General features: G+C 41.6%; 23 protein-coding genes. 15 read left to right on the top strand and 8 right to left on the bottom strand.

The genetic code is table 11. The annotated features are described in order from the left end of the window. Positions 1 to 103: 103 nt before the first annotated feature. The 4 genes from AWH49_RS03550 to AWH49_RS03565 all read left to right on the top strand — a co-directional run bounded on the left by AWH49_RS03550 (position 104) and on the right by AWH49_RS03565 (position 3041). The gene (locus AWH49_RS03550; protein ID WP_018393954.1) at positions 104 to 628 is read left to right on the top strand and encodes a hypothetical protein; all 525 of its coding nucleotides are present in this window, start codon (positions 104 to 106) and stop codon (positions 626 to 628) included. A 129-nt stretch (positions 629 to 757) separates the two neighbouring features. Beyond that, complete coding sequence (gene cccA, locus AWH49_RS03555; protein ID WP_063964649.1) at positions 758 to 1129, top strand: cytochrome c550; 372 nt, start codon at positions 758 to 760, stop codon at positions 1127 to 1129. Between the two features lie 99 nt (positions 1130 to 1228). After that, entirely contained in the window at positions 1229 to 1945 is a 717-nt protein-coding gene (locus tag AWH49_RS03560; protein ID WP_063964650.1) for a tRNA (adenine(22)-N(1))-methyltransferase, read from the top strand. After that, on the top strand, positions 1923 to 3041 hold the full coding sequence (locus AWH49_RS03565) for a Nif3-like dinuclear metal center hexameric protein (protein ID WP_063964651.1): 1119 nt from the start codon (positions 1923 to 1925) through the stop codon (positions 3039 to 3041). The genes AWH49_RS03560 and AWH49_RS03565 overlap by 23 nt, the downstream gene beginning before the upstream one ends. A 35-nt stretch (positions 3042 to 3076) precedes the next feature. Here the strand turns inward: AWH49_RS03565 and AWH49_RS03570 are convergent, their stop codons facing one another. After that, positions 3077 to 4033 (bottom strand): 4-hydroxy-3-methylbut-2-enyl diphosphate reductase, encoded by a 957-nt coding sequence (locus AWH49_RS03570; protein WP_018393950.1) that lies wholly within the window; start codon positions 4031 to 4033, stop codon positions 3077 to 3079. 64 nt (positions 4034 to 4097) lie between these two features. Next, complete coding sequence (gene vrrA / locus AWH49_RS03575; protein ID WP_063964652.1) at positions 4098 to 4460, bottom strand: VrrA/YqfQ family protein; 363 nt, start codon at positions 4458 to 4460, stop codon at positions 4098 to 4100. Between the two features lie 140 nt (positions 4461 to 4600). Here vrrA and AWH49_RS03580 point away from each other — a divergent pair, with 140 nt between their 5' ends. Both AWH49_RS03580 and AWH49_RS03585 read left to right on the top strand, forming a co-directional pair. After that, positions 4601 to 5911, top strand: a complete 1311-nt coding sequence (locus tag AWH49_RS03580) for a DEAD/DEAH box helicase (protein WP_082862653.1) — start codon at positions 4601 to 4603, stop codon at positions 5909 to 5911. A 15-nt stretch (positions 5912 to 5926) separates the two neighbouring features. Then, entirely contained in the window at positions 5927 to 6826 is a 900-nt protein-coding gene (locus tag AWH49_RS03585; protein WP_082862654.1) for a deoxyribonuclease IV, read from the top strand. Here AWH49_RS03585 and AWH49_RS03590 read toward each other — a convergent pair. After that, positions 6816 to 7082, bottom strand: coding sequence for a DUF2624 family protein (locus tag AWH49_RS03590; protein WP_018393946.1), 267 nt, complete (start codon positions 7080 to 7082; stop codon positions 6816 to 6818). The genes AWH49_RS03585 and AWH49_RS03590 overlap by 11 nt on opposite strands. A gap of 110 nt (positions 7083 to 7192) precedes the next feature. Here AWH49_RS03590 and AWH49_RS03595 point away from each other — a divergent pair, with 110 nt between their 5' ends. The 3 genes from AWH49_RS03595 to AWH49_RS03605 are packed head-to-tail and all read left to right on the top strand — an operon-like array spanning position 7193 to position 9238. Further along, the gene (locus AWH49_RS03595) at positions 7193 to 7957 is read left to right on the top strand and encodes a metal ABC transporter ATP-binding protein (RefSeq protein WP_063964654.1); all 765 of its coding nucleotides are present in this window, start codon (positions 7193 to 7195) and stop codon (positions 7955 to 7957) included. Positions 7958 to 7970: 13 nt separating this feature from the next. Beyond that, complete coding sequence (locus AWH49_RS03600) at positions 7971 to 8801, top strand: metal ABC transporter permease (protein ID WP_018393944.1); 831 nt, start codon at positions 7971 to 7973, stop codon at positions 8799 to 8801. A 20-nt stretch (positions 8802 to 8821) separates the two neighbouring features. Next, on the top strand, positions 8822 to 9238 hold the full coding sequence (locus AWH49_RS03605; RefSeq protein ID WP_034286124.1) for a Fur family transcriptional regulator: 417 nt from the start codon (positions 8822 to 8824) through the stop codon (positions 9236 to 9238). Positions 9239 to 9264: 26 nt separating this feature from the next. On the opposite strand, the gene AWH49_RS03610 is transcribed toward AWH49_RS03605, so the two are convergent. The 3 genes from AWH49_RS03610 to AWH49_RS03620 all read right to left on the bottom strand — a co-directional run bounded on the left by AWH49_RS03610 (position 9265) and on the right by AWH49_RS03620 (position 11594). Beyond that, positions 9265 to 9870: a hypothetical protein gene (locus tag AWH49_RS03610; protein WP_018393942.1), complete on the bottom strand. Its 606-nt coding sequence runs from the start codon at positions 9868 to 9870 to the stop codon at positions 9265 to 9267. Next, positions 9867 to 10961, bottom strand: coding sequence for a flavodoxin-dependent (E)-4-hydroxy-3-methylbut-2-enyl-diphosphate synthase (ispG, locus tag AWH49_RS03615; RefSeq protein WP_211268374.1), 1095 nt, complete (start codon positions 10959 to 10961; stop codon positions 9867 to 9869). The genes AWH49_RS03610 and ispG overlap by 4 nt, the downstream gene beginning before the upstream one ends. Before the next feature lie 96 nt (positions 10962 to 11057). Next, a complete protein-coding gene (locus AWH49_RS03620) occupies positions 11058 to 11594 on the bottom strand; it encodes a DUF1189 family protein (protein WP_018393940.1) in 537 nt (178 codons plus the stop codon). Positions 11595 to 11850: 256 nt separating this feature from the next. Between AWH49_RS03620 and AWH49_RS03625 the strand changes: the two genes are divergently transcribed. The 6 genes from AWH49_RS03625 (at position 11851) to pstB (ending at position 18756) form a co-directional block, all read left to right on the top strand. Next, positions 11851 to 12459 (top strand): superoxide dismutase, encoded by a 609-nt coding sequence (locus AWH49_RS03625; RefSeq protein ID WP_063964656.1) that lies wholly within the window; start codon positions 11851 to 11853, stop codon positions 12457 to 12459. 164 nt (positions 12460 to 12623) lie between these two features. Then, positions 12624 to 14717: a peptidoglycan D,D-transpeptidase FtsI family protein gene (locus AWH49_RS03630; protein ID WP_082862659.1), complete on the top strand. Its 2094-nt coding sequence runs from the start codon at positions 12624 to 12626 to the stop codon at positions 14715 to 14717. A 274-nt stretch (positions 14718 to 14991) separates the two neighbouring features. Beyond that, on the top strand, positions 14992 to 15972 hold the full coding sequence (locus AWH49_RS03635) for a PstS family phosphate ABC transporter substrate-binding protein (protein ID WP_063964658.1): 981 nt from the start codon (positions 14992 to 14994) through the stop codon (positions 15970 to 15972). A gap of 101 nt (positions 15973 to 16073) precedes the next feature. Next, a complete protein-coding gene (gene pstC, locus AWH49_RS03640; protein WP_094777134.1) occupies positions 16074 to 17018 on the top strand; it encodes a phosphate ABC transporter permease subunit PstC in 945 nt (314 codons plus the stop codon). Then, positions 17018 to 17902, top strand: coding sequence for a phosphate ABC transporter permease PstA (gene pstA, locus AWH49_RS03645; RefSeq protein ID WP_034286117.1), 885 nt, complete (start codon positions 17018 to 17020; stop codon positions 17900 to 17902). Before pstC ends, pstA begins: the two co-directional genes overlap by 1 nt. A gap of 44 nt (positions 17903 to 17946) precedes the next feature. Continuing rightward, positions 17947 to 18756 (top strand): phosphate ABC transporter ATP-binding protein PstB, encoded by an 810-nt coding sequence (pstB, locus tag AWH49_RS03650; protein WP_063964659.1) that lies wholly within the window; start codon positions 17947 to 17949, stop codon positions 18754 to 18756. A gap of 82 nt (positions 18757 to 18838) precedes the next feature. Here pstB and AWH49_RS03655 read toward each other — a convergent pair whose 3' ends face one another. Both AWH49_RS03655 and AWH49_RS03660 read right to left on the bottom strand, forming a co-directional pair. Next, a complete protein-coding gene (locus AWH49_RS03655) occupies positions 18839 to 19303 on the bottom strand; it encodes an endolytic transglycosylase MltG (RefSeq protein ID WP_063964660.1) in 465 nt (154 codons plus the stop codon). Next, on the bottom strand, positions 19300 to 19668 hold the full coding sequence (locus AWH49_RS03660) for a helix-turn-helix domain-containing protein (RefSeq protein ID WP_063964661.1): 369 nt from the start codon (positions 19666 to 19668) through the stop codon (positions 19300 to 19302). Before AWH49_RS03660 ends, AWH49_RS03655 begins: the two co-directional genes overlap by 4 nt. Positions 19669 to 19703: the final 35 nt, after the last annotated feature.

The raw sequence follows: 19703 nt of genomic DNA on the forward strand, positions 1-19703 counted from the left end.
CAGCCGGGGTCCCACACCCGGCTTATTTTATATATATTTAGAAAAAAAGAAGGACATTCCTCTTCTGTCACGAATGTTACTTAAGATTGAGGTGTGTCGCAAAATGAAAAAAGAAATTATTATTAACGAGATATTAATTTGGAAAGAAAACAATATGCTACCACCGCATTATTGCGATTATTTGCTGGCCTTGTACACACAAGGTGAAGATTTTACAGAATCAGGCCGGCGAGCAAAAAGACAGCGTATTCATTTGACGTCTGCAGTGCTGGCGATTATGCTTCTGCCAATTTCTATATTTGTCCTTTATTTTACGGAATTTTCATTCATTTTGCAAACAGTAGTTTTGACAAGTTTTGTCGGATTTCTGTTACTACTGGCAATTTACTTTTCACGTAAAAAAATATTGGTTCCAGTATTTTTTTTAGGAGCGGCTGTTATGCTTTTGCTTCTGTCCCTGGAACTGAACACATATTTCTTTAATGGAAATCCGTTTACACTATATGGCATCTTATTTTTGAATTGTCTTCTCTGGCTGTATACAGGAATGAAGCTGAGGCTTATTTATTTTACGGTTTCTGCTCTGCTTGGTTTTGTTGTTATTCTTTATTTCGTATTTAAGGGATGAAATGTGTCTAATTTGCAACGGTCAGAAAAAATCTTTAGCATAAGCCTTTTCGCCAATCAATTTTTCAAGTAAAATAGAATGTGTTTGTACTTTTTAAATTTGATGTATACATAAAGGGAGGGGAAACAAATGAAACGTAATCCGATTATTCCATTTTGGCTGATTATGGTATTCGGCATTGGCTTGATGTTCTTCTTGTCACTCGAAGGGATTGACAATGCGAAAGAAATGGCCGAAGAAGAGAACCCATCAGCAGAGACAGGTGAGGTAGCTGAAGGTGGAAAATTTGATCCGGAAGGTCATTATAAGTCTTCATGTATCGGCTGTCATGGCAGCAGCTATGAAGGCGGTGTAGGTCCTTCTCTTGTAGGAGTTGGCGAAAGACTTTCTCAGGAAGAAATTCAGGACATCGTTGTAAACGGTAAAGGTGCAATGCCACCAGGACTTGTTCCAGCTGAAAATGCGGAAGCAATGGCTGCATGGTTAGCTGAAATTAAATAATAATGAAAAAGAGGTCTTTGCATCCTGCGAAGACCTTTTTTTTATCATGAATATGGTAAAATGAACGAGATTGAATAAAAAAAAGCGGTGAACATACTGATGAACAGCAATCAATTATCAAAAAGGTTAGAAACAGTGGCATCATTTATCCGTCCGGCTAAAACATTTGCCGATATCGGATCGGATCATGCGTATTTGCCGTGCTATGCCGTAAAGAAAGGCATCGTCACGCGTGCGGTAGCTGGTGAAGTAGTAGAAGGTCCTTTTCAATCTGCGAAGCGTCAGGTAGCCTCTGTTGGTCTTTCAGCGCATATTGACGTACGAAAAGGCAGTGGACTTGCTGTATTAAAAGCTGGTGAGGTGGAATGTATTACAATCGCCGGAATGGGCGGTCCGCTCATTGCCTCTATTTTAAAAGAGGGTGCTGACAAACTCTCCGGTGTCAAAAAGCTCGTGCTTCAGCCGAATATTGCCGCTCACTCGGTTCGAACTTGGCTTAATTCGAACGGCTGGATTATTGAAGACGAAGCCATTTTAGAAGAAGATGGCCAGCTGTATGAGGTGATTAGCAGCGTTTTAGGAGCGGGGAAAAAGCTGACAGAAAAAGAACTGTACTTTGGTCCGTATTTAATGAATAGCCAGAACGAAGCGTTTCGGCTGAAGTGGCAGCGTGAGCTTACTCAAATTGACCAAGTACTGACGCAGTTATCTAGTGCAAAAGATAGCGAAGGCGCTGCTCGTAAGAAACAGGAAATAATCAAAAAAAGACAATGGATAAAGGATGTGATGAACGATGAAAATACCGAACGGTCATGAGATTATTCAGCTGTTTGAACAATTTTCACCGAAATCATATGCCATGGAAGGCGACAAAATCGGCTTGCAGGTTGGCCGTCTTAATAAACCATGCAAACGAGTGATGATTGCGCTTGACGTTCTCGAAAGTGTCGTTGATGAAGCGATTAAAGAGCAGGTTGATTTAATTATTGCGCATCACCCGATCATTTACCGGCCGCTTGGAGCAATAGTGACGGATCAGCCGGCAGGGCGGTTAATTGAAAAGCTCATTAAAAATGATATTGCTGTCTATGCTGCACACACGAATCTTGATGTCGCAGCGGGTGGGGTGAACGATATGCTGGCGAATGCGCTCGGTTTAGAAAAAACAGATATCCTAGTGCCGACGTATAAGGAAGAACTACGCAAGCTCGTTGTTTTTGTGCCAGCCGATCATGCCGAATCAATACGTGAGGCGCTCGGTGCATCCGGCGCTGGATTTATCGGTAACTATAGTCATTGCTCTTTTTCACAAAGCGGCACGGGTCGTTTTCAGGCTGAAGAAGAGGCGACACCGTTTATTGGTGAATCAGGTGGATTAGAACTGGTCTCAGAGGAACGGATTGAAACGATTTATCCAGTCCGTGTCGAGAAAAAAGTGTTGACAGCCATGTTTAAGGCACATCCGTATGAAGAGGTGGCCTATGATCTATACCCGCTTTATAATAAAGGTGAATCGCTTGGCCTTGGCCGCATTGGCTATTTGCCGGAAGCGATGACGCTTGAACAATTTGCCCGTCACACGAAAGAAAAATTGGAATCTGGCGGTGTACGTGTTGTCGGTGATTTGACTCGTTCTGTTAAAAAAGTGGCAGTCCTTGGCGGCGATGGGAATAAATACTGGCAGGATGCAAAAAGGCATGGGGCGGATGTGTATGTAACCGGGGACTTCTATTATCATACAGCGCATGATGCCGATGCAGAGGGATTAGCCGTTGTAGACCCCGGGCACAATGTAGAAAAAATTATGAAAAATGGGACGGCTGCTGTATTAAAAGAAAAAGCGACACAGCAAAAGTATGATGTAACGTTTATTTCGTCAACGACACCGACAGACCCGTTTCAATTTGTATAAAGAAAAAGCAGATCCGGTCGTGCGGATCTGCTTTTTTAACGTGAGGTTAAAGTAGACTTTTTTACTTTCGGTAAAATTTTATTTAGCGGTACTTTTTGTTCGCGTACCCATGTTGATTCGTCTTCTGGATCAAATGCTTCTAAAAATTGAATCACTTCTTTAACGATTGGTGTCGGTGTAGATGCACCGGCTGTCACTGCAACGGTTTTAGCTTCTTTCAGCCAGTCAATTTCGATTTCAGATACATCGGATACGCGATAGGCGGTTGTGCCGGCAATTTCAATCGACACTTGTGCGAGACGGTTTGAGTTGTTGCTTTTCGGGTCGCCGACGACGATAAGTACATCTGCTTCACCAGCTTGCTCGGCTACCGCTTCCTGTCTTACTTGTGTTGCCAAGCAAATTTCTTTATGCATGTCAGCGTGCGGATATTTCGTTTGGATTGCTTCCATAATATCCATCACATCCCATTGACTCATCGTCGTCTGATTCGTGACGATGATTTTATCACAGTCAATCGCAAGCGCATCGACATCTGCTTTATTTTCTACAAGATGAACAATTTCTGGTGCAACACCGACAGCGCCTTCGGGTTCAGGATGCCCTTTTTTGCCGATGTAAATAACGTGATAGCCTTCCCTTTTTTTTGTGCGGATTAAATCATGTGTAACTGTGACATCCGGGCATGTCGCATCAATCGTCGTTAAGTTTTTTTGACGGGCGATTTCGCGCACTTCCGGTGATACGCCATGTGCGGTATAAATAATGGTTCCTTCTGTGACCTGTTCAATAATTTCTTTTCGGTTTTTCCCATCCAATGTAATAATGTCTTCTGCTTCAAATGCATCAGTGACATGCTTGTTATGAACGATCATACCAAGAATATAAATGGGTCGTGGAAGTGTTTTATCGAGAGCGGCGTTGCGGGCAATGACCATCGCATCAACGACACCGTAACAATAACCGCGTGGTGAAATTTTAATAATTTTCATATAATAGGCCCTCCTCATTCTTCTCTTCTCTATTATAAAGGAGGGAGACCTGAAAACAAAGTAATCAACTAATTCGTCCCGGAAACCATGGTGTTGACTCGGATGTTTTGAGAGGTTCTTTTTTGACCGGTATTGAAAATTCTGAAGGCTCTGGGCTGCGTTCATCACGATCCGGTGTCGAATTCACGGCACGGTAAAGTTTCCACATGGATGGCAAATTTTTCATGAGCGGGCCGTATTGTTCAATAAGCGGCCTCATTTGTTCAGCCGCTGCCATCACCTGGCGAGCTTGTTCCATCCAGTTGCCAGACTTTAGAGCTGATGCAGCTGATGCAATGGATGCCGCACGTACAGGTGGGGCAGGTGGGGCAGGCGGATATGGGTAATAAAAACGACGGCCTATGTTTGGAGCATGTCGGTACAGCAAAACTGTCACCCTTTCCTTTTTCTCTATCGTATTCAATAAATGGACGGGTGGTGAGTAAAGCTTCCTTTGCTTTATAGACTCATTTAGTATATCATCATAACGTGCATAAATTATCGATCATGAAAGGGTGGAGAAGCCCATTGGCAAACCAAACATTTGAGCACTACGGATTAAAACCGTTTATTTATAAAGGAATTGAGGCACTTCGTTTTACAGAACCGACCCCGATTCAACGCAATATAATTCCGCTTATTTTAAAAGGGGAAAGTGCAATCGGACAATCGCAGACTGGAACGGGGAAAACTCATTCATACGTAATCCCTATTTTAAACCGGATTGATGTGAATAAAAAAGAAGTACAAGCTGTGATCACAGCACCGACACGTGAACTTGCAACACAAATTTATCAAGCATTTCAAAAAATCGCGAAAGAGTCAGATGAAGACATCATGGTGCGCCATTTTGTCGGCGGTACGGATAAAAAACGCGACGTTGAGCGCTTAAAAATGCCTCCGCACATAATGGTCGGAACGCCGAGCCGTATTGCAGATTTAATTGGAGAAAATGCAATTTCTGTTCATAAAGCGGACATGTTTGTTGTGGATGAAGCAGATTTGATGCTTGATATGGGCTTCATTAATGACGTCGATCGGATTGCATCAAGTATGCCAGAAAAACTTGGCATGTTTGTTTTCTCAGCGACAATTCCAGAAAAATTAAAACCATTTTTAAAAAAATATATGGAAAACCCCGAATATGTACACATTGAACCAAGGCGTCTTTCTGCTGCTAATCTCGATCATTTATTAATTCCGGTTAAAAGCCGTGACAAAGTGGACGTCGTTCATGATTTGTTAGTAGCATTTAATCCGTATCTAGCGGTTGTGTTTACAAACACGAAACAAAAAGCGGACGAAGTAGCAAATAAGCTTTTAGAAAAAGGGTTGAAGACCGGCCGTATACACGGCGATCTGCCACCGCGTGAACGCAAAAAAATGATGAAGCAAATACACGATTTAGAATATCAATACATTGTCGCGACAGATCTTGCTGCACGCGGTATTGATATTGAAGGCGTCAGCCACGTCATCAACTACGAGCTGCCGTCGGATCTCGACTTTTATATTCATCGTGCTGGCCGGACAGCGCGTGCTGGAGCATCCGGTATTTGCGCGACGGTGTATGCACCATCTGATGAAGATTCAATAGCTAGACTTGAACAAAGAGATATCACTTTCCGCCATGGTGATGTGCGAAATAAGGAGATTATTGAAACGGCTGACCGCAACCGTCGCAAAAAGCGTGAGAAAAAAGATGACACGATTGATCCGAAAGTGCGGGCGATTACGAGTCGTCCTCAAAAAGTAAAACCGGGTTATAAGAAAAAACGGAAATTTGAAGTGGCGAAACAACAAAAACGCCAGCGTCGTATTGATGCGAGAAAAAAGTAACAGGGAGTTTTGAAAGTGAAAATCGGATCACATGTTTCAATGAGCGGTAAGAAAATGCTGCTCGGTGCAAGTGAAGAAGCCGTTTTATACGGCGCAAATACATTTATGATATACACAGGCGCACCACAAAACACGCGCCGAAAAAGTATTGAAGACTTAAATATTGAAGCAGGCCGTCTCCACATGGAGCAAAGTGGCATCGATGAAATCGTTGTTCATGCACCATACATTATTAACCTCGGCAATACAATTAAGCCGGAAACGTTCCAGCTAGGTGTCGACTTTCTACGGATGGAAATTGAACGTTCGACCGCGATAGGTGCTAGTCAAATTGTCCTTCATCCCGGTGCACACGTCGGAGCAGGGACAGAAGCAGGCTTAAAAAAAATCGCTGAAGGTTTGAACGAAGTGCTAACAAGTGATCAAACCATTCAGATTGCACTTGAAACGATGGCTGGCAAAGGAACAGAATGTGGCCGCAGTTTTGAAGAAATTGCCATGATTATGGATATGGTACCGCAAAACGATAAATTGTCTGTTTGTTTTGACACGTGCCATACACATGATGCAGGGTATGATATAAAAGAAGACTTTGATGGTGTACTCGAACAATTTGATCGAATTGTCGGCATTGATCGGTTAAAAGTGCTTCACATTAATGACAGTAAAAATGAGCGAGGTGCAGGGAAAGACCGTCACGAAAATATCGGCTTCGGTCATATCGGTTTTGATGCGCTGAATTATATTGTACATCATTCACAACTTGGAGACGTGCCGAAAATATTGGAAACGCCGTATGTTGGTGAAGATAAAAACACGAAAAAACCGCCATACCTCCATGAAATCGCCATGTTGAAAGCGAAAACATTTGATGAAGGCGTGCGGGAAAAAGTACAGGCAGGCATTACAGTTTAAGAAAGTGTTTATAAGGACGGAGCATCTCTTCTAATGCGCCCGCTTCTCGCTTGCCGAGAATGCGTTCAGCTGTCTGAAAAAGCTCTGTCCGTTTTTGTTCCGAAAACAAATCGACTTTATGAGTTGACAGCCAGTGAATAAAGTCACGAGCTTGCTCATCTGTCACAGACACATTGAATTTTGCCGCTTGTTCGAGTAATTCGTTTTTGGTAATATGTTGCACTCGTTTGTTCACTAGATCGTGAAGAGGCTGCATCATCATTCCCCTTTCTTGAAACGGCTTCGTTTACTTAACAGCATTCATGCTGTATACTAAATCACATCTAAATCGTAATCATTCTTACTGATAAAGGAGTCATCATCGATATGGAACAGAAGACCGTCATTGATATTCGCGATGTGAATTTCAGGTATGACCGCGAAAGTGTTCTCAAGCACATTAATTTATCTGTGCCACAGGGAGCATTTGTCGGTCTCGTTGGTCCAAATGGGTCAGGCAAGTCTACGTTACTCAAAATTATTCTTGGACTGTTAAAACCAAAAGAAGGGGACGTCGTCTTATTTGGCACTCCGCAGCAAAAATTTAAAGATTGGGACCGAATCGGTTTCGTTTCACAAAAAGCAAACTCATTTAATACGGGATTTCCGGCGACGGTTCATGAAGTGGTCATGGGCGGACTCGCAAAAAAAATGGGCTTGTTTCATCGTCCAGGACAAAAGGAAAAAGAAGCGGTTGAAAAAGCGGTCAAAGCGGTCGGCATGGAGTCATTTTTAAAACGCAATATTGGTGATTTATCAGGAGGACAACAGCAGCGTGTCTTTATTGCTCGGGCCATCGTCTCCAATCCGTCTATTTTAATTTTAGATGAGCCGACTGTCGGTGTAGACAGACAAAATGTCGAGTCGTTTTATCATATGCTCACGCATTTAAATAAAGAACTTGGCATGACGTTATTGCTTGTAACACACGATATTGGCACGATTAAGGATAAAGTGACGCATGTTGCCTGCTTGAATAAATATTTGCATTTTCATGGCAGTATGAAACAATTTATTCAATTAGATGAGCAGGAACTGTCTCATTTATACGGACATGGAATCCGGCTGCTAGATCATCATCACGACCATTGAAGGGAATATCATTATGATTGAAGCGATACTAAAATATGAATTTTTACAAAACGCATTTTTATCAGGTGCAGTTATCGGTATTATTGCACCGCTTCTCGGCGCGTTTATCGTCGTCCGACGACTGTCGCTCATTGCGGATGCATTAAGCCATGTGACACTTTCTGGCATCGCAGCAGGATTGTATCTTGGACAGACCGTTCCAACATTGGCAACCGTTAATCCGCTTTACTTTGGTATGCTGTTTTCAGTCGGCGGTTCACTTTTAATTGAGCGGCTGCGCAGCGTTTATAAACACTATCAGGAACTAGCAATTCCGATTATGATGTCGGGAGGTATTGGCATCGGTGTTATTTTTATTTCACTTGCAGACGGATTTAATACCGATTTGTTCAGTTATTTGTTCGGCAGCGTTAGTGCAGTTAGCCGTGGAGACTTTTATGCAGTTATCGCGATTGGTATTATTGTTCTTGTTACGGTGTTTCTATTGTATAAAGAGCTGTTTGTCTTATCATTTGACGAAGAATATGCAAAGGCATCAGGGATTCCAGCAAAAGCCGTCCATCTTGCGTTTATTATTTTAACGGCGCTCGTCATTTCAGTCTCGATGCGTATTGTCGGTGTACTGCTTGTTTCTGCGCTTATGACGCTTCCAGTCGCAGCAGCGATGCGTGTCGCGAAAGGATTTAAGCAGACGATCTGGTTATCTATTTTATTTGGTGAAACGGCTGTATTAACTGGTCTTGTCAGTGCGTTTTATCTTAATCTCGCACCGGGCGGGACGATCGTTGTGACATCGATTGTGCTCTTATTTGCCGCCATTCTATGGAAAAAAGACCGGAATTAAAATGGAAGGGGCTTCGCATCATGAATTTAACAAAAGCGATGGGGCTGTTAAAAGAACAAGGCTATAAACAAACGGGGAAACGGGAAGAAATGCTTGCTCTTTTTGCCCGTCATGATAAATATTTAACGGCAAAAGATGTGCTTGAAGAAATGAAAGAAGATTATCCAGGGCTAAGTTTTGATACGATTTACCGAAATCTAGCACTGTTTGCCGAAATGGATATTTTAGAAGAAACGGAATTATCGGGCGAACGTCATTTTCGTTTTGCTTGCTCACATAATCACCATCATCATCACTTTATTTGCCTCGCGTGCGGGAAAACGAAAGAAATTCATATGTGTCCGATGAATAACATTGAAGAGTTGTCTGGCTGTGAAATTACCGGTCATAAATTTGAAGTGTACGGGCAATGTAAAGAATGCATAAAAAAAGCGTGATCAAGACTTTCCTGATCACGCTTTTTTTATGTGCGGGCAAGCGGGCCAATTTCGTTTGTTTTGATCCACTGATGAACCCATGCGTCCGCTTCATACCAGTTATCGACCCGAATGACGTTATCAGGAATAGAGTCCTGGTTGTACGGTGTGTTAAACAGCACGACAGGAATGTGCAGCTCTTCTGCAATCATCACAGCGTTGTCATGTTTATCTTCAAAAAAGATATCGACTTCATTTCGTTTTGCAGCTTCGACTTTATCATGAGAACCAATAAGTTCAAGGTGATCATAAAGGATCTTTTGTTCTTTGAACCACGTTTCAGTAATTTCGATTAAATGCTTGCGGCGGGCACTGATAAACAATAAATGAAATTGTTGCTGCCATTTCGATAAAATGTGTTCGGCACCATCTGCGGGCGGGGAAGATGCATAAATTACCGGTTCAGTCTCATCAAACCAGGCACGCATTTGATCTAGCGGAATGTTGAGTGCTTCTGACAGATCATACTTTTTAATGTCCTGTAATGTTATGTTTAAGGAAAAAGCATCATTGATAAAAGGAACGAGGCTGGTCGGGCACGTTACTGTGCCGTCAATATCAATGCCAAAGCGCTTTTCTTTTACTTGCTTCATTGTTCGACAGCAAGTGCCTGCTTGCGATAATGTTCTTCCGCAATCAAGTCAATTTCTTTTTTTAACTCTTCGACCATTTTTTCTTCAGGTACTTTTCGGACCGTTTTTCCATGGCGGAACAAAAGACCTTCGCCGCGAGCGCCGGCAATGCCAATATCCGCTTCACGAGCTTCACCAGGACCGTTTACGGCACATCCGAGCACAGCGACTTTAATCGGTGCTTTAATCGTTGAAATGTACTCTTCCACTTCATTCGCAATCGCAATTAAATCGATTTCAATGCGGCCGCATGTTGGACAAGAAATAAGTGTTGCAGCATTTGCGGCAAGACCAAATGATTTCAATAATTCGCGAGCTACTTTTACTTCTTCCACCGGATCGGCACTTAGTGAAATACGGAGTGTGTTGCCAATACCTTTGCTTAAAATAGCGCCAAGTCCAGCGGCACTTTTTACCGTTCCAGCAAACAATGTACCAGATTCGGTAATGCCGAGATGAAGCGGGTAGTCGAATGCTTTTGCCGCTTTATCATATGCTTCAATTGCTAAGTTGACGTCAGATGCTTTCATCGAGACGATAATATCATAGAAATCAAGATCTTCTAAGATTTTAATATGATGAAGTGCACTTTCAACCATGCCATCCGCTGTTGGATAACCGTATTTTTCAATAATTTTACGCTCTAAACTCCCAGCATTAACGCCAATACGAATCGGTACACCTTTCGCTTTTGCCGCATTAACAACGGCCTCTACTTTTTCGCGGCGGCCAATGTTCCCAGGATTAATGCGGATTTTATCAACACCTGCTTCAATTGCTTTTAACGCGAGTTTATAGTCAAAATGAATATCAGCAACGAGAGGGATGTTAATCCGGCTTTTAATTTCAGCCAGAGCATCTGCTGCGCGCTCATCAGGGCATGCAACGCGGACAATCTGACAGCCGGCTTCTTCAAGTCGGTTAATTTCCGCGACAGTTGCTTCTACATCGTGTGTTTTTGTAGTGGTCATACTTTGAATGATGACTTCATCGCTGCCACCAATTGTTAAATTGCCAACTTTGACAGCACGGGTTTTCGTACGGTGGGTGATTTCACTCAATGGTGATTCGCTCCTTTAAAAGTTAATCTAAATATCGTTTCTTTTCTCATTCTATCAGAGGGGAGCATGTTCAGACAACAATTGCGTTCACTTCGGTGCACCGGGTAAACAACGGATAGCCATAATAAGCATCGTACTTGTTATGATCCAGTCAAATAGATAACCAGAAGGCATCGTAAGACCTATCAGTTCTGTAATCGTAATGAGTAATGTGGGCAGTGTAACGGCATATGCAGACATTCGAAATGTGTGACGGTACTCAGCACGTTTCTTCAATATATGGGCTAGCCATAACCCGACGCCGCCAAAAATAGACACTTTAACAAATAATATAAAGGAAACAAACAAATAGTACATAATGAGCACGGCCGGAAGCAAAATAAATGAATTCGCTTCTAATAAATCGTTTTCCATTGTTAAGATCGGCAATTTTGCTTCGATCACTGCTCTTGCCGATTCATTGCCTCCTATTGCATACAGGACCATGTAGACAATCATCGGGATACACATGATAAGCGCAAGAAAAAAAAGGTAATTAATCGTTTTACCGATCCCTTGCATACGAAATGCGGCAATATATTTTGATGAGTGAAGACTTTTTATAAATTGCTTAAAAATAGACATATATTCTTGTTCCTTTCTTTAAAATAAACCTCTTTACAATTGTAGACACACGATCTGTTCAATTCAAGAAGAATACATGATTTTGAGTTCGGTACGCTTTTTTCCGGAATTGAAATCATGAATGGTCGGGATGATGAAGCCTTTCGGGAAATGGATTCATTTTTTTGGAGACATATTTATTGCGTCATGTTCACAATTTTGCTAATCTTATATACGAGTCAGATAAATCAACTTTATTTTTGGGAGGAATTTCATAATGGCATTTGAACTACCACAATTACCTTACGCGTATGACGCACTTGAGCCCCACATCGACAAAGAAACAATGAACATCCATCACACAAAACATCACAACACGTATGTAACAAACTTGAATAATGCACTTGAAGGCAACGAAGAACTTCTTTCTAAATCAGTAGAAGAAGTTATTGCAAACCTTGATGCAGTTCCTGAATCTGCACGTACAGCTGTCCGTAACAATGGCGGCGGACATGCAAACCATTCTCTTTTCTGGCAGCTTCTTTCTCCAAATGGCGGCGGTGCACCATCTGGAAAATTAGGTGATGCAATCGATACAAAATTTGGCAGCTTTGATGCATTTAAAGAAGAGTTTGCAAAAGCGGGCGCTACTCGTTTCGGTTCTGGCTGGGCATGGCTTTCTGTTGCAAATGGTGAGCTTGAACTTTCTAGCACGCCAAATCAGGATTCACCGATTATGGAAGGCAAAACGCCAATCCTTGGTCTTGACGTTTGGGAGCATGCATACTATTTGAACTACCAAAACCGTCGTCCTGATTACATTTCTGCATTCTGGAATGTTGTAAACTGGGATGAAGTATCAAAACGTTACGAATCAGCTCTTTAATCTATAGAAGCTTCTTTTAAACCGGTCCCGTATGTGGACCGGTTTTTTTGTGGAAAAAAACATGTCGGTTCGTTACAATAGGATATAAGTAAAAAAGAAATTTAGAAAGGAATAGACGGTTGAAAAAAGCAAATAAAAAGAAGAGAACGCATGTTCCATTTCGGATGAATATGTTGTTTTTTATCGTCTTCCTCCTATTCTCTGCACTTATTTTCCGGCTAGGCATCGTGCAGATTGTACAGGGAGAAGACTATCAGCGCAAAATTGAACGGACAGAAGACGTCACTGTAAATACAAGCGTACCCCGCGGGAAAATTTTTGACCGCGATGGACAGATTGTGGTCGATAATGTGCCGCAAAATGCGATTACATATACACGACCGAAAAATCCAGATGCAGACGAAATGATGAAGACAGCGGAAAAGCTAGCGCAGCTGATTGAAAAAGAAATCGATCAAGTGACGGAGCGTGACAAAAAAGACTTCTGGATTGGTAAAAATGAAGAAAAAGTAAAAGCAAAAGTGACAGATCAAGAGTGGGCGGCCTATGAAAACGATGAAATAACGGAAGATGAAATTTATGACTTGCAATTGGAGCGTATTACAGAAGAGGATTTAAAGGAGTTAACGGCTGATGAGCTTGAAGTGCTGGCTATATATCGTGAATTTACATCTGGCTATGCATTAACACCGCAAATTGTGAAGAACGTCAATGTGACAGATGTTGAATATGCTGTTGTCAGTGAAAATTTATCGTCGCTTCCAGGTGTGAATACAACAACTGACTGGGAACGTGCCTATTCATATGACAGTACATTAAAAACGGTACTTGGTAATATTTCTTCATCTAAAGAAGGTCTTCCGAAAGAAATGGTTGATTATTATTTATCACGTAGCTACAGCCGAAACGACCGGGTTGGGAAAAGTTACCTTGAATATCAATACGAGGGAGTACTACGCGGGCAGAAAACAAAAATGAAAAATATTACCGACAAGTCCGGTAATGTGCTAGATTCAGAAATCATTACAGAAGGACAGCGCGGTAAAGACCTTATCTTAACAATCGATATGGATTTACAAATGGCAATCGAAAAAATTATTGAAGATGAGCTTGGTGCAGCGAAACGATCTGGGGGACATCCGCTTTTGGACCGTACATTTGTAACGATGATGGATCCTAATACAGGTGAAATTTTAGCGATGGCCGGCAAAAAATATGAAGTGAACGACGGGAAAGCAGAAATACTTGATTTTGCATCAGGCAACATGACGACTTCTTATGCAATGGGATCAGCGGTTAAAGGGGCAACCGTTTTGACGGGATATATGACAGGCGTTAATGAACCAGGTGAATACATTGTCGATGAACCGCTTAAATTTGCGGGAACGAACCCGAAAAGTTCTTGGTTTAACCGGGGCGGTGCAATAGGAATCAGTGATACGTACGCGTTAATGCGCTCTTCCAACGTATATATGTTTAAAACCGCAATGAAAATTGGTGGTGCGAGCTATATTCCGAATGGCAGTTTGAAATTAGATCCGGATGCATTCGGCACGATGCGTAACTATTTTAATCAATTTGGTCTTGGTGTCAAAACGGGAATCGATTTACCGAATGAACAGGATGGCTATGAAGGATACGTCGATCAGCCGGGGAAATTGCTCGATTTTTCAATTGGACAATTCGATACATATACGCCGCTTCAGATGGCTCAGTACGTATCAACGATCGCGAATGGAGGATACCGGATGGAGCCGCACATTGTAAAAGAAATTCGTCAGCCAATTTCGGATTCGAATAAACTTGGACCGGTGGCAGAAGAGATTCAGCCGAAAGTATTAAATACACTCGACCTTGAACCAGGGTGGATTGAACGCGTTCAGGAAGGCTTTCGTCTTGTTGCGCAGGCATCTGAAGGAACAGCGTCTAAATATTTCGCTAATGCACCATATGACATGGCGGCTAAAACAGGGACAGCTGAAGGTGTATATGATGGTCAATGGGACACAAGCAAAGGCAGCCGCCCGATGACTTGGAACGTCACGCTCGTTGGCTACGCACCATCTGACAATCCGGAAGTCGCCATCTCTGTTGTCGTGCCATGGGCGTATGAAAGCAGTGCAAACGCTATTTCAATTAACAATGTGATCGGTCGCCAGGCAATGGACACGTATTTTGAGCTGAAAAAACAAAAAGCCAAGACAAAACCGGCAGAAGCCGTTATTGATCAGGATATTATCACAAAAACAACCGAGTGACTAAAAAGAGCTGCTGTGTAATCTGACCAGAATACACAGCAGCTCTTTGTTTTTGAAGAAACAGCACATGTTCTAGTTGGTTGAAGCTACAGCTGCTAAAATAAGTATGTATAGGTTCTTTCTTTATGTATCAAAGTAAAGGCAGTAGCTTCTTTTTATGTGCTTCCTTTACAAAACATTAACATTTCGTTAAAACCTCATTAATACTACTCCGTTATTGTATTGAGTGTAGGAAATAATAAAAAAAAACAAACTTGCAGGGGGAAATGAAGAAATGAAACCAGTAAAAGTTCTTACTTTATCAGCATTGCTCGGATCAGCACTTGTACTTGGTGCTTGTGGCAACGACGCAGCAGACACAGGAACAGAAGAGGGAGAAAAGACAGAACAAACTGACGCAGGTGATGCGCAACTTCAAGGTGAAATTTCTATCGATGGTTCATCAACTGTCTATCCGATTATGGAAGCTGTTGCCGAAGAATTTATGCTTGAACAACCTGATGTAAAAGTAACAGTTGGATTATCAGGAACAGGCGGCGGCTTTGAAAAATTCATCGCTGGTGAAACAGCAATGAGTAACGCATCTCGTCCAATTAAAGAAGAAGAAGCTGCTGCACTTAAAGAAGCAGGCATTGAATATACAGAATTTGAACTTGCTAAAGATGGTTTATCAGTTGTAGTAAACAAAGACAATGACTGGGTTGATCAGTTAACTGTAGATGAATTGAAAAAATTATGGCTTGATAATGGTACGGCAAAAAAATGGTCTGATATACGTGAGGGATGGCCTGAAGAAGAAATTAAATTCTATTCACCTGGGACTGACTCAGGTACATTTGATTACTTTGATGAAGTCATTTTAGATGGCGGGCAAATTGACAAAGCAGCTACCCTTTCTGAAGATGACAACGTACTTGTTCAAGGTGTAACAGGTGACAAGAATGCAATTGGTTACTTTGGTTATGCATACTACATTGAAAACAAAGACAGCTTAAAAGTAGTTCCAATTGTGAACGAAGAAGGAACTGCAGTTGAACCTAACGCTGAAACAATCGAAAGCGGAGAATATGCACCACTTTCACGCCCGCTATTCACATACGTAAGCAATGCAGCGATTAAAGATGACGCGGCAACAGCAGCATATGTACAGTTTACACTTGAAAATGCAGCAGCTCTTGCTGAAGATGTAGGTTATGTATCATTGCCACAAGAAAAGTACGATGAACAATTGTCTACACTTGAAGGATTGAAATAAATAAGTAACTGGATAAACTAAAAAGCGGATAAAGAACATAACGTACACCAATGAAAGTAATGCCCTTCATTGGTGTACTAGGGTTGAAAGGAGCAATCGGGTTGAAAACAAAAGAAAAAGAACTCAGTCCGGTTCAAGAGCTGCTTGAAAAAAAATATAATGGCGGCTTTTTGAACAGAAGAGAAAAAATAATACCGATCATACTTTTTTTTATGGCGGCAGTATCGGTTTTAACAACACTAGGTATTGTCTTAACATTAATTTTTGAAACAATTACATTTTTTGGAGATGTGTCTGTTGTAGAGTTTTTTACAGCGACAGAATGGTATCCATTTTCTGAAACAGAAGCCGTTTATGGTATATGGCCACTCGTTCTCGGTACATTAAAAATTACATTAATTGCTTCGCTGTTTGCCGTGCCAATTGGACTTGCGGTCGCTCTTTATTTAAGTGAATACGCAGGCGTTCGTACGCGCAAAATTATGAAGCCGATTCTTGAAGTGCTTGCGGGTGTACCGACGATCGTATACGGATTTTTTGCCCTTACATTTGTTACACCGGTATTGCGTGACCTGTTTCCATCGATTGAATTATTTAATGCGATCAGTCCGGGGATTGTTGTTGGGATCATGATTATTCCAACGATTGTTTCTTTATCAGAAGATGCGTTATCTTCAGTGCCAGAGCCGGTGCGTCATGGTGCTCTTGCGATCGGCTCTACAAAATGGGAAACAGCGTCCAAAGTTATTTTTCCGGCCGCATTATCAGGAATTCTTGCATCAATCGTTCTCGGTATATCCCGTGCTATCGGTGAAACGATGATCGTGTCTATTGCAGCCGGTTCTACACCGTCTGCAGCACTTGACTTGACATCATCACTTCAAACGATGACATCTTACATCGTACAGGTAACGACAGGTGATGCTGGTTTCGGTACAACGATTTATTACAGCATTTATGCAGTTGGCTTCACGTTATTTGTCTTTACACTGGCGATGAATGCGCTGGCCCAGTTCATCTCGAAGCGCTTCAGGGAGGAATACTGATGGAGAACGTAGATCGAATCAAATCCGAAGAAATGATCAATCGTATTGATGGCAGGCTTACTAAAAACAAGATTGTTAAAGGGCTTTTCTTTATAGCAACACTTTTTACGTTGATTATGCTTGTTGTATTGCTTTATCGCATCATTGCACAAGGAGCTCCGTATTTATCATGGGATTTTCTTCAAAACTTTGCATCACGCCGTCCAGAACAAGCTGGAATTAAAGCAGCAGTCATTGGTACGATTTGGATGATGGCTGTCGTTGTACCAACAGCTGCTATTTTTGGTGTAGGATCAGCAATTTATCTGGAAGAATACGCAAAGAAAAATACTCTTACACGCTGGATTCAAATGAACATATCGAATCTTGCTGGTGTTCCTTCTGTCGTATTTGGTTTACTCGGTTTAACGATTTTTGTCCGGTTATTTGGCTTTGGAAACAGTATTCTCGCTGCCGGTTTTACAATGTCACTTCTTGTATTGCCTGTAATTATTGTTGCATCACAAGAAGCGGTTCGTGCAGTTCCAAACGAGTTAAAAGAAGCTTCTTACGGACTTGGTGCAACGAAATGGCAGACAATCTCCCGCGTTGTTATTCCGTATGCAATTCCTGGGATCGCGACAGGCAGCATTCTTGCTTTCTCACGTGCAATTGGTGAAACAGCACCTCTGATCGTTGTGGGAATTCCGACATTCGTTGCGTTTTTACCGTCAGGTGTATTCGACTCATTTACTGCTTTACCAATGCAAATATACAACTGGACAAGTCGACCGCAGGAAGAATTTCATAATTTGGCAGCGGCAGGAATCATTGTGCTTCTCGTCGTGCTCATTATGATGAACTCGGTTGCGGTGTGGATTCGTAATCGTTACCAGAGCAGATAATTCGTTTTGAGGAAAAATGATTTTATATTTGGAGGGAACTTTACATGGTGTTAACAGCAGTCAACTCAAAAGAAAATAATCAAAAGGTACAAACAGAAAATGTGCTCGTTTATAATACAAAAGGCTTAAACTTATGGTATGGCGATCATCATGCGTTGAAAAATATTAACCTTAAAATTAATGAAAAAGAAGTAACGGCCATTATTGGTCCATCCGGCTGCGGGAAATCGACTTATATTAAAACGTTGAACCGCATGATTGATCTTGTACCAGGTGTTAAAACAAATGGCAGCATTGAATATCGTGAACGTGACATTTTCAATAAAGATTTTTTTGTTGAAGAATTGCGTACGCGTGTCGGAATGGTCTTCCAGAAGCCGAATCCATTTCCAAAATCAATTTATGAAAACATTGCATTTGGTTTGAAAATTCATGGAATCAAAAACAAGCAAATCATTAATGAAACAGTTGAAAAAAGTTTACGCGGTGCTGCTCTCTGGGAGGAAGTAAAAGATCGAATTCACGAACCAGCATATGGACTTTCAGGAGGACAGCAGCAGCGTCTTTGTATCGCTCGCTGCTTGGCACTTGAGCCGGACGTCATTTTGATGGATGAGCCTACATCTGCTCTTGATCCTGTATCGACACTTAAAATTGAAGAGTTGATTCAGGAATTAAAACAACAGTACTCGATCATAATTGTGACACATAACATGCAACAGGCAGCACGTATTTCGGATAGAACAGCGTTCTTCTTAAATGGAGAAGTTGTGGAGTACGATGTGACGGATACGATCTTTAATAGCCCTGCAGATAGTCGCACAGACGATTATATTTCAGGTCGATTCGGGTAATGAGAAAGCCGGCGCTGCCATTGCGCCGGCTTTTTATTTTATTACAGATTAACAGGCAGTAAATCCCCCACTGAATGAAATTTCATTTTATTAACGTAGAAGCGATTTCTTCGTTTGACATATCCGTAGAAAATGTGAACGTGCCAATCTGAAGCTTTGAAGAATATTCATTTTCTTTTAAATATGTATTAAATGATTCTTCATCATCAATAACCCTCGCCTTTTTTAAGGCGTCGATGATATCGTCTGAAGACATGCCTGCTTTAATGGTGACTGTGATCTCTTTACTTTCAGAAACGGCAGACTCATTCCCCATGATTTGTTCCTTTTCAGCTTCAGCAGGTGAGATTGTTTCTATAGATGCGGTTTTTGCCAGTTGTTCATTCAATTCGTTGGTAGTCAGTACGGTGTAATTGTTTTCTTCCAACAACTGAATCATTTCTTCATTGGATAACAATTGGTCCCTTAACGTGTAATCGAAAAGAAAAAAGGCAGCTGCTGCAGCAAGTAGACCAAATCCGAATGAACGTACAGATTGCTTCGTCATATGCCAGTGTCCTTTCGATGAAGCTGAGGATTGGCCAGTATTATTTTGACCTGTTCAACGGATAAAGAGGATTGTCCGGCAATTTGAGGAATGTCAATGCCCTGGTTATAAAGCGCTATTACTTGATTTTGAATAATTTGATTGATTGGCACGGGTTTTTTTACAGAAGGAGAAGGATCATCACTGATTAATAATTCTTCTTCAATAAGTCTTATTTTTTTGTTTATTTGATAATGTTCTTGCAACATTTGCAACGATAATTCTTCCAGATCTTTTTCGAGCTGCCGTTGTCTGTCTTTCAGAAAAAAAGACAATACAATAAAGGCAGTGCCTGCTGCAGCGAGCCCAATGAGCAGTCCGTTCATAAATTATGCCCTCCTTGATGCTAGTCAGTCTATTA

The organism is Domibacillus aminovorans (assembly GCF_001643235.1).
Classification (GTDB): Bacteria; Bacillota; Bacilli; order Bacillales; family Domibacillaceae; genus Domibacillus; species Domibacillus aminovorans.